We start from the raw sequence: 15270 nt of genomic DNA on the forward strand, positions 1-15270 counted from the left end.
CCGAAACAAATACCGCACCTTGAAGGCTTGAGGATCCTGTTGAAACGGTTGGCGTTCCTTCTTCGTCATCCGGCGAAGGTTGGCCTGGTAAAACGGGCAATCGTTGTTCTTGCACTTATAGACGTTGTATTCCTTGCGCTCCTTGATTTTTTCCAACGTCTTTTTGCAGTGCGGACAACGAAAGACCGCTTGCTTGGTGAATCGGTTCCGGTGGTTGAACCGGCATTGGCACACTTTGCATTGGTATTGCCCTTTTCCGCCGTGATTGGCGTACAGGTAAGAAGAGGGAGCCTGGCAGCGAGGGCAGGTCAACGAATCCGGCACACGGTGTTTCGCCTTCGCGCGGCGCTGGATGGGCCGTAAAGGACGTCTGTGCTGGGCTTCATAGTCTGCCAACAGCTTCCGGTAATCAAGGGTTTCCGGCACATCGATGATCGGAAGGTCATCGACCTGAAGTTTCCGGTACGGCTTTTGGATGGGTTCGTCCCAGTCCTCGAGATGCAAGGATTTCCCCAATATCACACCCATTACATACACAATGATTTGATATTGGGTCTTGATAATTTCGAGCAAATAGGCGAATCATTGAGGTAACAAAGCTTGTCACTCCTTTGTTTTGGCTGTTGGGTGTCGTTACCTCAATGATGGCCGAAAACAATGGGGGTGGCAAGCTTTTTTTCGTTCAATCGTTGAAACTCAAGGGAAAACCGTGAGTGTGGAGGATACACTTTTGACAATACCTCTCTGCACAAGTGTATGCAAAACATGATTGGTTTCCTGTTCTTTCTTGGTTGCATAAGTCAGGTGCGTGATGAAAAAATCAAGGACAACTTTTAATGAAGAGCCTCGAAGTTAAGAAACAGAAGGGGAGAGATCATTCGCTATTGCGAAAAAACTGCTCTGTTCATTCGTTCCTAATTTTTCTAGAAAAATGGTGCTTCTGAAAAAGATGATTGACAGCGTTTTCTAAACGTGCTATTCTGAAAATGAAATAAGTTAATAATTTTGTGGTGTGGAGAAGCGGAGACATGCACATCATTCCTTAAAAACGGGAAGTGTGTAGGTCTCCGCTTTTTAATATTTAGCCATGATTCACTCTATTTGCTGGCGCTATGTTTTCGCCATAATAATTGTTTCATAGAAAGGAGTCGTTGTTGCATGGCTTGATTTATCCGTCCGTTAAGCGATTTGTAAGTATTGAGTTGAAAGAGGCTTTTACCTTTTTTTGAAATGATTGCAGAGTCAAAAATTGCAATCGAATGAAAGTGCTTTTTGCTTCATAAATGAATAGAAATCAATAATTGATAAGTACTAGGGAGGGGATGCGAAAATGTCGGCATTTTTGGGAGAATTCGTTGGGACGGCGCTGCTGATCATTTTCGGCGCCGGCGTGTGTGCAGGGGTTAATTTGAAGAAATCGTACGCGGCCAACTCCGGTTGGATCGTCATTACGATGGGATGGGGAATGGCGGTGGCGATGGCCGCTTATGCGGTCGGCAAGTACAGCGGCGCCCATCTGAATCCGGCGTTGACGGTGGCGTTGGCGCTCAGCGGCGATTTTCCGTGGAAAGATGTCCCTGGCTATGTGTTGGCACAAGTGCTCGGCGCTATGATTGGAGCTGCCATCATCTATCTCCACTATTGGCCACATTGGAAAGAAACGGACGATCCGGGCGTCAAGCTTGGCGTGTTTGCCACCGGGCCGGCCGTGCCGAATCCGGCTGCCAATTTGTTGAGTGAGATCATCGGTACGTTTGTGTTGGTTTTGGTCATCTTGGCCATTGGCGCCAACAAATTCGCCGATGGACTCAATCCGTTTGTCGTTGGCTTTTTGATTGTGGCGATTGGGCTGTCGCTCGGCGGTACGACCGGCTACGCCATTAATCCGGCGCGCGATTTTGGGCCGCGGCTAGCTCACTTTTTGCTGCCGATTCCGGGAAAAGGGTCGTCGAACTGGTCATATGCGTGGGTGCCGATTGTCGGGCCGCTGCTTGGCGGCGCGTTAGGCAGCTTGGTGTATAAAGCCGTGTTCTTAGGAAAACCGACCGGCGCCTTATGGGGAGTGCTGGCAGCCACGGCCGTCGTGTTGGCCGGAGCGAAACTGACAGCCGGAAAGGCGTCGAACGTCGCAAGCCGCTATTCTTCTTAACCGTTTTTGCTGGAGCGAAGGAAACGAAGTGGATCGAAAACGACCAAGAAAAGGGGAGGACGAGACTATGGATCAATACATTTTATCCATCGACCAAGGTACAACGAGCTCGCGCGCGATTTTGTTCAATCAAAAGGGCGAAATCGTCCATATGGCGCAAAAAGAGTTTACCCAATATTTTCCGCAACCCGGCTGGGTCGAACATAACGCGAACGAAATTTGGGGTTCGGTGCTTGCCGTCATTGCCAGCGTCTTGTCCGAGGCGCAAGTGAAGCCGGAACAAGTGGCGGCGATCGGCATTACGAACCAGCGGGAAACGACCGTTGTTTGGGAAAAAGAGAGCGGCAACCCGATTTACAACGCCATCGTCTGGCAATCGCGGCAGACGGCGGGCATTTGCGACGAGTTGAAAGCGAAAGGGTATGATCCGTTGTTTCGCGAAAAAACGGGACTGCTCATTGACGCTTATTTTTCGGGAACGAAAGTGAAATGGATTTTGGATCATGTCGAGGGGGCGCGCGAACGGGCGGAGCGCGGCGAGCTGTTGTTTGGCACGATCGATACGTGGCTCATTTGGAAGCTATCCGGCGGCCGCGCCCATGTGACCGACTACTCGAACGCGTCGCGCACCTTGATGTTCAACATTCATACGCTCGAATGGGATGACGAACTGCTTGCGATTTTAAACGTGCCCAAGGCGATGCTTCCTGAAGTGCGGCCATCCTCGCAAGTATACGCGAAAACCGTTCCATACCATTTCTTTGGCGTCGAAGTGCCGATCGCCGGAGCGGCGGGCGACCAGCAGGCGGCCTTGTTCGGCCAAGCGTGCTTTGCGGAAGGGATGGCGAAAAATACGTACGGCACCGGCTGCTTTATGTTGATGAATACGGGGGAAAAAGCGGTCCAATCGAAACACGGGCTGCTGACGACGATCGCCTGGGGCATCGATGGCAAGGTCGAATACGCGCTTGAAGGCAGCATCTTTGTCGCCGGCTCCGCCATTCAATGGCTGCGCGACGGCTTGCGGATGATCAAAACGGCGGCCGACAGCGAGACGTACGCGGAAAAAGTCGAGTCCACGGACGGGGTGTACGTCGTTCCGGCGTTCGTCGGCCTCGGCACGCCGTATTGGGACAGCGAGGTGCGCGGGGCGGTGTTCGGCCTCACGCGCGGCACGACGAAAGAGCATTTCATCCGCGCGACATTGGAATCGCTCGCTTATCAGACGAAAGACGTGCTAGCCGCCATGGAAGCCGATTCCGGCCTCCCGCTGACCACGCTGCGCGTTGACGGCGGGGCGGTCAAAAACAACTTGCTCATGCAGTTTCAAAGCGATTTGCTCGCTGTGCCGGTCGAGCGGCCGGTCATTAACGAGACGACGGCGCTCGGGGCGGCGTATTTGGCCGGGCTGGCGGTCGGCTATTGGGATAGCCGCGAAAAGATTGCCGCTCAGTGGCAGCTCGAACGCCGCTTTGAGCCGAAGATGGACGACGCTAAGCGGACCGCGCTCTATGAGGGCTGGAAAAAAGCGGTGCGGGCGGCGATGGCGTTTAAATAAACAAACGAAAATCCATCGGACGTAAAGGGGAGGGGCACGGTCCGTTGGCTCCTTTCCCACAGTTCTGTCCAGCGATGAGGCGGATGGCTCCTTCACGGAGCATCCGCCTTTTGATTGTTCAACAGATGGGAGCGGACACGAGCCGTTGCCTCTAGTCGCGTTGTCGATCAGGCAGAAAGTTGGCAAGGTATAAAAAAATTACTACAAAATGTTGAATTTACGAAAAAATATGATAGAATAATATTAAAATATTATACATAATCTAAAATTTAGCGAAACTAGCAAAAAGGGAGAAGGACACATTGGCAAAGCAAACATTGTTGGAAATTGAGGGGCTGCGAGTCTCTTTTCGCATCGGTGATGACTATTATGCGGCGGTCGACGATGTTTCGCTGGCGATCGGGGAGAACGAAATCGTCGCTCTCGTCGGGGAGTCGGGGTGCGGCAAAAGCGCTCTCGCGTTGTCGATCATGGGTCTCCACCCGCCCGAAAAGACAAAAATTGAGGGGCGCCTGCACTTTAAAGGAACAAACTTGCTATCGCTTTCCGTTGCCGAACTCAACCGCATCCGAGGCAAAGAAATCGGGATGATCTTTCAGGATCCGTTAACGGCATTGAATCCGCTTATGACAGTCGGCCGGCAAATCGAAGAAAGCATGGACTACCATCTGCGGTTGTCAGCAGCCGAAAAAAAGAAGCGAACAATCGGCTTGCTTCGCAAAGTCGGCATTCCCGAGCCGGAAAAGGCGTACCACCGTTATCCGCACGAGTTGTCCGGGGGGATGCGGCAGCGGGTCGTGATTGCGATCGCCATCGCCTGCGAGCCCGCCCTGCTCATCGCCGATGAACCGACAACGGCGCTTGATGTGACGATTCAGGCGCAGATCATGGGGTTGCTCAAAGAGCTGCAGCGACAAATGAAAACGAGCGTTATTTTAATCACGCATGATTTGGGGGTGGTGGCGGAAATGGCTGATCGCGTCGCTGTCATGTACGCAGGGGAAATCGTCGAATTGGCCGACGTCGACGCCATTTTCCACCGCCCGCTCCATCCGTATACTCGCTCGTTGCTGCAGTCGATCCCGTCCGCTCAAACAAAAAAAGAACGGCTCCATGTCATCCAAGGGATCGTTCCGCCGCTGCATAAGCTGCCGCGGCATGGATGTCGTTTCCAACCGCGCATCGGCTGGATCGGAGCCGACAAGCATGAGGAGGAGCCGAAATTGCGCGAAGTGGAACCGGGCCATTGGGTGCGCTGCACATGTTATGAACATTTTTATTTTCCTGATGATCAAACGGTAGGTGGAATCGGTTATGGCGCTTCTTAACATTCAGCATTTGAAGGTGTATTATCCCGTGCGCGGCGGGTTTTTTCGCCGGGTGGTCGACCACGTGCGCGCGGTCGACGATGTCAGTTTTTCGCTGAACAAAGGGGAAACGTACGGGCTCGTCGGCGAGTCCGGCTGCGGCAAGACGACGACAGGGCGCACGATCATCGGTTTGATCCGCGCCACGGCCGGAGAAGTGCTGTTTGAAGGGACGGATTTGACAAAACTTCGCCGCCGCGAGTTTCATCCGTATCGGAAAGACATCCAGATGATTTTCCAAGATCCGTATTCTTCGCTCAATCCGCGCAAACGTGTGCTCGATATTGTCGCCGAGCCGCTCCGCAATTTTGAACGTCTGTCTCCGCATGAGGAGCGGCAGAAGGTGCAATACGTCTTAGAGCGGGTCGGCTTGAGCGCGGAGTCGATTTACAAATATCCGCATGAATTTTCCGGCGGACAGCGCCAACGCATCGGCATTGCGCGGGCGCTCACGCTCAATCCGAAGCTCATCATCGCCGATGAGCCGGTGTCGGCGCTTGATGTGTCGGTGCAGGCGCAAGTGTTGAATTTCATGAAAGAAATCCAGCAGGAGTACGGGCTGACGTATTTGTTCATCAGCCATGATTTAGGGATCATCCGGCATATGTGTGACCGCATCGGCATTATGTACCGCGGCCGGCTCGTGGAGGAAGGGACGAGCGAGGAAATTTTCACGAATCCGCAGCATATTTATACGAAACGGCTGCTCTCTGCCATTCCGAACGCCGACCCGCGCGAACGCGGGCGGCAGGAGGCGCTTCGCCGCGAAGTGGAAAAAGAATATGAACAGTCGTATTCGCGCTATTTTGATGAAAACGGCCGAGCTCACCCGCTTAAGCCGATTTCGCCGACGCACTCGGTGGCCATTCCATAAAGAGGGGGACGGGAAGATGCTGAAATTTATTTTACGGCGAATCCTCATTATGATTCCGCAATTGTTTTTGCTGAGCGTCCTCATTTTCTTGTTGGCGAAGGCGATGCCAGGGGATGCGCTGACGGGGCAGCTGGCGGCCAATCCAAAAATGGATCCAAAAACACTGGCGGAAATGAAGGAAAAACTTGGCTTAAATGATCCGGTACATATTCAATACATCCGTTGGGTGAAAAACATGCTGCATGGTGATCTCGGCCTTTCCTATACCCATCAGCAGCCGGTCACCGATTTGCTGGCCGGACGGATCGGGAATACGGTGTTGCTGTCGGCGGCGATTTTAATTTTAACTTACTTGATTGCCATTCCGCTCGGCATCGTGTCGGGCCGATGGACTGATACATGGGCTGATAAGCTGATCATTGGTTACAGCTATATCGGGTTTGCCACGCCGCTGTTCATTTTTGCTTTGATCATGCTGTTTATTTTCGGCTTTCACCTTGGCTGGTTTCCAACCGGCGGCAGCGTGGACGTTCAGGTCGAGGAAGGGACGCTCGCTTACTATTTAAGCAAATTGAACCATCTTATGCTTCCAGCATTGTCGGGAGCGCTGATTAACACAGTCATTACGATTCAATATTTGCGCAGCGAAATCGTCGATACGAAAGTGAAAGATTTCGTAAAAACGGCGCGGGCGAAAGGCGTGCCGGAGCGGCATATCTATTGGCGTCATATTTTGCGCAATTCGTTTTTGCCGATCGCGGCGTTTTTAGGGTATGAAATCACCGGACTTATCGGCGGTTCCGTGTTTTTGGAGTCGATCTACAGCTACCCGGGGCTTGGCCAGCTGTTTTTGCAGTCGATTATGCAGCGGGATTACAGCGTCGTGACGGCGCTCGTCATGATTTCCGGTCTGGCGACGCTCGTGGGCACGCTGTTGTCGGACATCATTTTGAGTGCGGTCGACCCGCGCATCCGGATTGAGTAGGGAAGGAGGAAGGCGGCTGACATGAAAGCGGAAATCAGCGGCCCAACGCCGGTCGGAGCGAACATCGAGAAAAGCCCTTCTGCCTTTTCGATCATGTGGCGGGAGGTAGTTCGGGATCGGCTCGCGCTTGGCTCGCTCATCATTTTAGGAATCCTTTTGGCGATCGTCTATGGCGTGTCACTCTTTTTGGATCAAGAGGAAATCGTGAAAGTCGATTTTCTTTCCATTTATTCTCCGCCGTCAGCGGAACACTGGCTTGGCACAGACTACGGGGGGCGCGACGTGTTTGGCCAGCTCATCATCGGCGCCCGCAATTCGTTTACGATCGGGCTGGCCATTACGCTCATTACCGGCCTCATCGGGCTGACGATCGGGCTGATTGCTGGATATTTTGGCGGTTGGATTGACAATGTTATTATGCGCGTCATCGATTTCATTCTCGTTCTGCCATTTTTGATGCTTGTTATTGTTTTTGTCGCCATTGTGCCTAAATATAATGTATTGACGTTTATTTTGATCATGAGCGCGTTTTTGTGGACGGGCAAAGCCCGGCTGATCCGCGCCAAAACGCTGGCTGAGCGCGAGTTGGATTATGTCAGCGCGTCAAAAACGCTCGGCACGCCGGATTGGAAAATTATTATTTTCCAAATTTTGCCCAACCTCAGCTCGATCATTATTGTCAATTTGACGTTAAATTTGGCGGGCAACATCGGCATCGAGTCCGGTCTCACGTACCTTGGCTTCGGGCTGCCGGAGAGCACGCCGAGCTTGGGCACGCTCGTCAGTTATGCGACCAATCCGGATGTGCTGCAAAACAAATGGTGGGTTTGGTTGCCTGCATCATTGCTTATTTTAGTAATGATGCTGTGCATAAATTTTATCGGCCAAGCGTTGAAACGTGCGGCTGATGCAAGACAACGACTAGGATAAGGGGGAGAAAATGTGAAGAGAAAATGGTTGGCGACTCTCGCCGCGCTCTTGCTCGTGCTCGCCGGGTGCACGGGCAAATCCGACACAACGAGTGGAAAGGGTAACAACAACGAAAAACCGGCGGCCCAGAAGGAAGACACCAGCAAATTCCCGATGACGGTGAAAAACGACGGGAAAATCATTGACGGCGGCGTGCTGAAATACGGCCTTGTGTCCGACACGCCGTTTGAAGGGACGCTCAATCGAGCATTTTACCAAGGAGAACCCGATGCAGAAGTCATGCAGTTTTTTGACGAAAGTCTCTTCCGAATCAATAGCGACTATGAAATTACGAATGACGGTGCTGCAACGTATGAGCTATCTAAAGATAAAAAGACGATGACGATCCGCATCAAAGACAACGTCAACTGGCATGACGGCCAGCCGGTGACCGCCGAAGACTTGGAGTACGCCTATTTGGTCATTGGCAGTAAAGATTACACCGGCGTCCGCTATGGCGATGCGCTCATCCAAGGCATCGTTGGAATGGAAGAGTATCATAGCGGCAAAGCGAATAAAATTTCTGGCATTAAAGTCATCGACAAAAAGACGTTGACGATTACATGGAAACAGGCCAATCCGTCGGTGTTGACCGGCATTTGGGCCTATCCGCTGCCGAAGCATTACTTGAAAGACATTCCGATCAAAGACTTGGCGAAATCGGATAAAATTCGGAAAAACCCGATCGGCTTCGGACCGTTCAAAGTGAAGAAAATCGTTCCGGGCGAGTCGGTCGAGTTTGTTCGCAATGATGACTATTGGGATGGCAAACCAAAATTGAAGGGTGTCATTTTAAAAGTCGTCAGCCCGAAAGTCATTTTGCAAGCGATGAAAAAAGGGGAAATCGATGTTGCAGAATTCCCAACTGACCAATATGTGAATGCTAAAGGAACAAAAAATATTCAGTTTATCGGCAGAATAGATTTGGCGTACAACTATATCGGCTTTAAACTCGGCCACTGGGATGCGAAAAAGCAAGAAAACGTCATGGACAATCCGAAATTCCAAAACAAAAAACTGCGCCAAGCGATGGCGTACGCCATCAACACCCAAGAGGTGGCCGACCGCCTGTATCATGGCTTACGCTTCCCGGCGAACACGCTCATTCCGCCGTCGTTCCCGGGCTACCATGACAATTCGATCAAAGGGTATACGTACAATCCGGAAAAAGCGAAACAATTGCTGGATGAAGCGGGATATAAAGATGTGGATGGCGATGGCCTCCGCGAAGATCCGAACGGCAAAAAATTCAAGATCAACTTCTTGGCGATGAGCGGCGGGGACATCGCTGAACCGTTGGCCAAGTTTTATATGCAATGCTGGAAAGATGTGGGTCTCGATGTTCAGCTTGTGGACGGACGCTTGGCGGAGTTCAACTCTTTCTATGATATGGTCAAAAAAGATGATCCGAAAGTGGACGTTTACGCAGCCGCGTGGGCGACGGGCACGGACGTCGATCCATACGGATTGTATGGACGGAACGTCATGTTCAACTACTCGCGCTGGGTCAATGAGAAAAACGATGAACTGTTGGAAAAAGGCCATTCGGAGCAGGCGTTTGACAAAGAATATCGCCGGAAAATTTACAGTGAATGGCAACAGCTGATGAACGAAGAAGTTCCGGTCATTCCGACGCTGTATCGCTTCTCCATCCTTGCGGTTAACAACCGCGTCGCCAACTTTACGGTCGATCCGGGCTCGAAACTGACGTGGAAAGATGTCGGCGTCACGTCCGAGCAACCGGAAGTCGAACAATGACGATTGCCGCCTTTGATGATGTATGATAAGATAGAAGACAAATTGCATACGTCTTATCAAGAGTGGGCGAGAGAACGGGCTTGATGACCCCACAGCAACCTGCCGCTGGCAAGGTGCTAACACCCGCAAAGCGATGTCGCTTTGGATGATAAGAACGGCCACCCCCTTTCGCGTCATTCCGAGGCGGAAGGGGGTTTTTGATGATGGGAGGTGAGGGGGCGTGGCGGAACGACTGTCGCTCCGCGCTTGCATGGCGGCGCATGTGGTGGCGGCGACGTTTCCCGTTCACGTCATGCGCTGCGTGCGGACGGAGCTCATCCGGTTCGATCGCTAGGCGGTCGTGCATATCGACTGCGGGGACGGCTATGTCCACCTGTATGGGAAACCCAAGGAACGATGGTTTCCCTCGTGCTGACGAACGATGAGGCGGAGGGATGGAAAGCGGAGGGGGCGTACGCCCTTGATCGCTATCTATGGCAGGGGCTAGGAAAAAATACGTTTTCCACCGTCAATGACCCCGTATTTGCGGGCTGTGTTTTCCATTGAATCGTAGAACGTGAGAGAAAGGAAGAACAGCGGATGGCAGTCAAAAAATTTGAACACGTCGGCATCCAAGTGAAAGATATTGAAACATCGAAAGTATTTTATCAAAACGTCGTCGGCCTCGAGCTGCTCAGCGAGATGATTCATACGAACGGGACGATGAAACTGGCGTTTTTGGGGCTTGACGGCCAAGTCATCGTTGAGCTCATCGAAGGATACAATCCGGATTTGCCGACGGAAGGAAAAGTGCATCACGTCGCATTTACGGTCGAAGGCATTGAACAGGAGAAAGAGCGGCTCGTGTCGCTTGGCGTTCCGCTCGTTTGGGAGGACATTACCGCGCTTCCGAACGGGGCGAAATATTTGTTTTTCCTCGGCCCGGACGGGGAATGGATCGAATTTTACGAACCGGAACGATAAGAAGAATGAAAACAGGCAGCCCGCGATTTTGCATCGATCGGGCTTTGGGCGTCAGAGCGTGGCTGGCGCCTCTTTCTATTTTTTTGCCTTGACCGCACATCGACCGGTGGCATAGAAGGCCGGTGAAAAACCGCTGTCACACACCAATGGGCGGCCTTTTTAATCAGAAAAGTTTCATGGGCAGTGTGATCTGCCCTCCACCGAGGCGTGAAAATCTCGCGTCAGTTCGGCATTTTCACGGAAAGTTCCATGGGCAACGGTTTGCCCTCCACCCAAGGATGAAAATCCGCGTCAGTTCGGCATTTTTATAGAAAATGGGTGGCCATCCGTATTTTTCCCGAAATCACCATCCTTATAGGTCCTGTCAGCTTCGTTTTGTACGGATGGCAGTCCGTGTGTGGGCTGACATGTGGGAATGATTCCTGATGGAGCCACTTCGTTGTTCATGACGGTCATTGTAGCATGGACAGCAACTTTAGGGCAAAAAGTGCGCTTTAGGGTCGAGACTTTTTCAATTGGATGATATACTAAGAATAAAGAGGGGAGGAGATGTCATGGAAGAAACGATCGTTCACGCCATTCAAGACGACTATCCGGAGGAATTCGCTTGGTGCTATGGCTGCGGCCGTTTGAATGAGACGGGCCACCATTTCCGCACCGGATGGCAAGGGGACAAGACGGTGACCGTATACACGCCGCGCCCCGAACATACTGCCATCCCTGGGTTTGTATACGGTGGATTGATCGCCTCGCTCATCGACTGCCACGGTACTGGTTCAGCAGCGCTGGCGCTGCACCGGAAAAACGGCCATGAGCCGGGTAGCGGGGAGACGCCGCCGCGCTTTGTCACCGCTTCGCTGCACGTCGATTTTCTCAAACCGACGCCGCACGGGGTGCCGCTTGTGGCCATCGGCACGGTGACGGAAATTCACCCGAAAAAATGGCAAGTTGACACCGAAGTGTTTGCGAACGGTGAATTATGCGCCCGCGGGCAAGTCGTCGCCGTCGTGATGCCGAAAACGTTTGTCCGCTCTTAACAAGCAACGGAAAGCGCCGAAAAGCCGCTGTTTTTTGACAGCGCTTTCTTCGGCGCTTTGTCACTGGGGGCGGTTAGGAACTGAGCGCCCCCTGCAGTTCGGCTCGCGCTGGCGGGCAAAGCCCATCATCATTCCCCCTGCCCGTTGTGAAGAGCCAAGGCGTCCGGAGTCGTTGTCCGAAATGCCGCTTTCTTTCCAGTAGGTTTTGAGGGGCGGTGATTTAAGGAAACAGGCCGCTTACCGGCCTCGCTTCTTAAATAGAAAAGCCTTGTCGCGTCAGAATCGTCTTTCACACGCTCCCCCCATTGTCCGAAAGAAACAACCGCTTTTCACCAGCCTGTTTGGCCTTCTTTCGGAATCCTGCCCATGACCCGCTCGCACGAATGACCTTCATCGTTTTTCCATGATGATCACGGATGACGTGGCGCTCGCCACCTCTTTGCCGCTTTGCCGCACGGTGGCGGTCACATAAACGACCGTTCGCCCGGGTTTTTCCACTAGCGCCTCGATTTCCGCTTCCCCCGCTTCCAGCGGACGATGAAACGTCGTGTGCAAATTGATCGAAGCGTGCATTTGGTTATCGCGAAGCAAGGTCGTCACCGCATACGCCATCACAATATCCGCAGCTGCGCCGACAAACCCGCCCATAATGACGCCGTTGCCGTTGAGCAGCGATTCGCTTACCTTCCATACTCCTTTCGCATAGCCGTCCCGGGCTTCTGTCAAGCGAACGCCGAGCGTTGTATCGCACGGCGGCGGCGCGCTTTGGCCGGCGATGACGTCATGTAAGTTGACGGTTGATTTCATGCTGTGTCCCCCTTTCTGTTGTCGATCTGTATTCTTTTATTCGCGGGAAAGAGGCGATTTCCTCTTTCTGCCCCTGCAAGAAGGAGAACGGCAAAGCGGCAGCGAAAGAAACAGGTAGCTGATCGTCGAAAGGAGATGGTTCGATGTATCAACAACCCGAGCAAAGTCGCTGGACGGGGAGGGTGGACAGTGTGAGCGATGAACGGGCGTTTCGCCTCCATCAGCGCATCCGCCTGTTGGATTTATCGCAGCCGTTGGCGCCGATGGAACGAGCAGCGGCTCTCATCGGCTTTGCCTGCGACGAGGGCGTGCGCCGCAACCAAGGCCGTCAAGGGGCGAAAGAGGCGCCGGCCGCTGTGAAAGCGGCGTTGGGCCGGCTGCCATGGCATCTTCCGCAAGGCGCGTCCATCTTTGATGCCGGCGATGTCGTTTGCGTGGACGGACAGCTCGAACAAAGCCAAGCCGAACTCGGCAAAGCCGTCGCCCGCCTGCTGCGAAGTGGCGCGGTGCCGGTGGTGATCGGCGGCGGCCATGAGACGGCGTATGGCCATTATTTGGGCGTCCGTGAAGCGCTTGGGCCGAACGCCCGCCTTGGCATCATCAACATTGACGCTCATTTCGATTTGCGGCCGTATGATAACGGGCCGACATCCGGGACGATGTTTCGGCAAATTTTGGATGAGGACAAACAGGTAGGGTATTGCTGCTTAGGCATTCAGAAGCTCGGCAACACGGCGGCGCTGTTTGCGGATGCACAGCGGTACGGATGCGAGTACATGCTGGAAGAACAGCTGACTGCGGGGCCGATGGAGGCAGCGTATGAACAGATCGAACGATTTGCCTCAGCGTATGACGGCGTGATGTTGACCATTTGCATGGATGCGATCAGCGCTGCCGCCGCGCCGGGGGTGAGCGCGCCGTCGCCGTTTGGACTCGCACCATCGCTGGTGCGCGCGCTCATCCGCCGCGTCGTTTCTCATCCGAACACGATCAGCGTCGATCTTTGCGAAGTCAACCCGCTCGTGGATGAAGGCGGAAAAACCGTGGCGCTCGCCGCTGCTTTTTGCTTCGAAATCCTTCTTCATCTCCAATGTTGGCAAGGAGACCCCTCACTTAGGTGCAGGCACCATGGGGGCAGTTGACTTTCGACGTTTGCAAAGCAGCGCCGAACACATTCGCTGAACACGTTGCCTGAACCATTTCATCAAGCAGCTAAGGCGGTGAGAAGATGAAACTCGTCATTGCCGAACGGGACGACAAGGAACGAGAAGCGATCCGCTGGCTCGTGTCCGCGTATTCCTTGCCGATTGAGCAAGTATATACGGCGGCTACGGTCGAGGAGATGATGGCGCTGCTGGAGCGGGAAGCGCCGGAGCTATTGTACGTCGAATTGGATATGATTCCGTATGAACAGTGGGGGAAAGCGGCATCTTGCATCCGCCTGTTTTGCCAGCGCGTGATTGCCGCAACCGCGGAGGCGACATTCGCACGGGCGAAGCAAGCCATCGACTGGCAATGCGTCGATTTGCTTGTGAAGCCGCTTGAGCCCGCCAAATTGAAGCAAGCGTTGCGAACGGCGGCTTCATTTTCCGCCGGGGACGGGCGCTCTCGTGCGTCCGTGGGCGTTGGCGGCTATGATGACGATTATCGCTCGTTGTTTGTTGATGAACGTGTTGATGTGTCGACCCACGTATGGCTTGTGCAGGCCGAACAACCTGCCTTCTCTTCCGAAGTGGTCCGCTTTTTAACGGGCTATCCGTTTCGCCGGCGGGCGCGCGTTTTGCCATTGACCCATATGGCGGCCTGTCTCTTTCCCGAGCTGCCGGGCGATGGAAAAGAAGAGGCATGGAAGATGTTGCGCGATTGGGAGGAGGACCATCATGAGCCATTGGCGGTCGTCATCATGCCGCCGGATGGCCGGCGATCGGTGCGTGAGCGATACCAAGCCGCCCGCCGGCTGCTCGAGACGACGTTTTTTATCGGCTATCGGCAAGTGATCGCTCCGGCGCCGGATGACGGACCGTGGCGCCACTTGGATCCGTTTCTGACGCCGGAAGAGCAGCGGCAATGGATCGAGATGCTTGAGCGGTTTGACCATGAAGCGGTCAAACGATGGCTGCAACGGGAATTTTCCGATTGGACGTCGCCGTTTCCGAGTCCGGAGATGGTGCGCACGCGGTTGACGAGCATTTTGGCACAAATCCGCCGGTTTATGAAGACGTACCGTCTGGACCGCGGCGCGACTGAACGCGAGTACATGCGCCTGTTTCAGGAAATTTTGTATAATCCGGTGTTGTATCGCATTGTTCAGGAATTGATTTTGTTTTTGCACCGGCTGCTTGACGAAGCGAGGCAAGCAGCGGAAGACGCGCGCGTCGATGCCATCGAACGGGGGCTCCGCTATATGGAAGCGCATTTTCGCGACCCGTCGCTCTCGTTGGAGCAGGCCGCGGCGGCAGCCGGCCGCAGCCCTGCGTATTTCAGCCATTTGTTGTCGAAAAAGCGCGGCGTGACGTTCCGCCAATGGCTGACGAACCGGCGGCTTGAGGAGGCGAAACGGCTGCTCCGGCAAACCGACCTCTCGATTAAGGAAATCGCCGAACAGACCGGGTTTCGCACGGCCCATTATTTGACGCGCGTCTTTAAAGCCGAACTGAATCAGACGCCGACCGCCTACCGCGATGAACAACGATCGTATCGGTCATCACCGCGGTAGGCGGTTTTTTTCAAAAAAAATGAACAGTCATCAAAAGAAATGGATCAATGAAGAGAAAAGAAATATGAAATTTCGAAAAAAATGACT

The 15270-nt window shown here is 53.5% G+C and carries 12 protein-coding genes, 1 pseudogene and 1 riboswitch; of the genes and pseudogenes, 11 read left to right on the plus strand and 2 right to left on the minus strand.

The window, feature by feature from the left end:
* Positions 1–528 (minus strand): annotated as a pseudogene (locus tag B4113_RS20275) (transposase); the annotation flags it as partial.
* 802 nt (positions 529–1330) lie between these two features.
* On the opposite strand from B4113_RS20275, the gene B4113_RS03975 reads away from it, so the two are divergent.
* From B4113_RS03975 to B4113_RS04020, 9 genes are all read left to right on the plus strand, one after another.
* Entirely contained in the window at positions 1331–2149 is an 819-nt protein-coding gene (locus B4113_RS03975; RefSeq protein WP_033021716.1) for an MIP/aquaporin family protein, read from the plus strand.
* A gap of 67 nt (positions 2150–2216) precedes the next feature.
* On the plus strand, positions 2217–3707 hold the full coding sequence (gene glpK, locus B4113_RS03980) for a glycerol kinase GlpK (protein WP_033021715.1): 1491 nt from the start codon (positions 2217–2219) through the stop codon (positions 3705–3707).
* Between the two features lie 302 nt (positions 3708–4009).
* Positions 4010–5035 (plus strand): ABC transporter ATP-binding protein, encoded by a 1026-nt coding sequence (locus tag B4113_RS03985; protein ID WP_033020853.1) that lies wholly within the window; start codon positions 4010–4012, stop codon positions 5033–5035.
* Positions 5022–5948 (plus strand): ABC transporter ATP-binding protein, encoded by a 927-nt coding sequence (locus B4113_RS03990; RefSeq protein ID WP_033020854.1) that lies wholly within the window; start codon positions 5022–5024, stop codon positions 5946–5948. Before B4113_RS03985 ends, B4113_RS03990 begins: the two co-directional genes overlap by 14 nt.
* 16 nt (positions 5949–5964) lie before the next feature.
* A complete protein-coding gene (gene opp4B / locus B4113_RS03995; RefSeq protein ID WP_033020856.1) occupies positions 5965–6933 on the plus strand; it encodes an oligopeptide ABC transporter permease in 969 nt (322 codons plus the stop codon).
* 21 nt (positions 6934–6954) lie between these two features.
* The gene (locus B4113_RS04000; protein ID WP_033020858.1) at positions 6955–7863 is read left to right on the plus strand and encodes an ABC transporter permease; all 909 of its coding nucleotides are present in this window, start codon (positions 6955–6957) and stop codon (positions 7861–7863) included.
* Positions 7864–7875: 12 nt separating this feature from the next.
* The gene (gene opp4A, locus B4113_RS04005; protein WP_033020861.1) at positions 7876–9660 is read left to right on the plus strand and encodes an oligopeptide ABC transporter substrate-binding protein; all 1785 of its coding nucleotides are present in this window, start codon (positions 7876–7878) and stop codon (positions 9658–9660) included.
* 50 nt (positions 9661–9710) lie between these two features.
* A riboswitch (SAM riboswitch) is annotated at positions 9711–9815 on the plus strand.
* Between the two features lie 424 nt (positions 9816–10239).
* A complete protein-coding gene (locus B4113_RS04015) occupies positions 10240–10623 on the plus strand; it encodes a VOC family protein (RefSeq protein WP_033020862.1) in 384 nt (127 codons plus the stop codon).
* Between the two features lie 554 nt (positions 10624–11177).
* On the plus strand, positions 11178–11660 hold the full coding sequence (locus B4113_RS04020; protein ID WP_033020864.1) for a PaaI family thioesterase: 483 nt from the start codon (positions 11178–11180) through the stop codon (positions 11658–11660).
* Positions 11661–12050: 390 nt separating this feature from the next.
* Here the strand turns inward: B4113_RS04020 and B4113_RS04025 are convergent, their stop codons facing one another.
* The gene (locus B4113_RS04025; RefSeq protein ID WP_033020866.1) at positions 12051–12467 is read right to left on the minus strand and encodes a PaaI family thioesterase; all 417 of its coding nucleotides are present in this window, start codon (positions 12465–12467) and stop codon (positions 12051–12053) included.
* A 143-nt stretch (positions 12468–12610) separates the two neighbouring features.
* Between B4113_RS04025 and hutG the strand changes: the two genes are divergently transcribed.
* Together hutG and B4113_RS04035 are read left to right on the plus strand one after the other, a co-directional pair.
* On the plus strand, positions 12611–13609 hold the full coding sequence (gene hutG, locus B4113_RS04030; RefSeq protein ID WP_051985092.1) for a formimidoylglutamase: 999 nt from the start codon (positions 12611–12613) through the stop codon (positions 13607–13609).
* Positions 13610–13695: 86 nt separating this feature from the next.
* A complete protein-coding gene (locus B4113_RS04035) occupies positions 13696–15183 on the plus strand; it encodes a helix-turn-helix domain-containing protein (protein WP_033843603.1) in 1488 nt (495 codons plus the stop codon).
* The last annotated feature ends 87 nt before the right edge of the window (positions 15184–15270 follow it).

Source organism: Geobacillus sp. B4113_201601, from assembly GCF_001587475.1.
In the GTDB taxonomy this organism is placed as follows: Bacteria; Bacillota; Bacilli; order Bacillales; family Anoxybacillaceae; genus Geobacillus; species Geobacillus icigianus.

Excerpts from the sequence above, each read along its gene's own strand:
- B4113_RS04015 (WP_033020862.1), top strand. The coding sequence starts at position 10,240 with ATGGCAGTCAAAAAATTTGAACACGTCGGCATCCAAGTGAAAGATATT.
- opp4B (WP_033020856.1), top strand. The coding sequence starts at position 5,965 with ATGCTGAAATTTATTTTACGGCGAATCCTCATTATGATTCCGCAATTG.
- B4113_RS04020 (WP_033020864.1), top strand. The coding sequence starts at position 11,178 with ATGGAAGAAACGATCGTTCACGCCATTCAAGACGACTATCCGGAGGAA.
- B4113_RS04035 (WP_033843603.1), top strand. The coding sequence starts at position 13,696 with ATGAAACTCGTCATTGCCGAACGGGACGACAAGGAACGAGAAGCGATC.
- B4113_RS04000 (WP_033020858.1), top strand. The coding sequence starts at position 6,955 with ATGAAAGCGGAAATCAGCGGCCCAACGCCGGTCGGAGCGAACATCGAG.
- B4113_RS03990 (WP_033020854.1), top strand. The coding sequence starts at position 5,022 with ATGGCGCTTCTTAACATTCAGCATTTGAAGGTGTATTATCCCGTGCGC.
- hutG (WP_051985092.1), top strand. The coding sequence starts at position 12,611 with ATGTATCAACAACCCGAGCAAAGTCGCTGGACGGGGAGGGTGGACAGT.
- B4113_RS04025 (WP_033020866.1), bottom strand. The coding sequence starts at position 12,467 with ATGAAATCAACCGTCAACTTACATGACGTCATCGCCGGCCAAAGCGCG.
- B4113_RS03975 (WP_033021716.1), top strand. The coding sequence starts at position 1,331 with ATGTCGGCATTTTTGGGAGAATTCGTTGGGACGGCGCTGCTGATCATT.
- glpK (WP_033021715.1), top strand. The coding sequence starts at position 2,217 with ATGGATCAATACATTTTATCCATCGACCAAGGTACAACGAGCTCGCGC.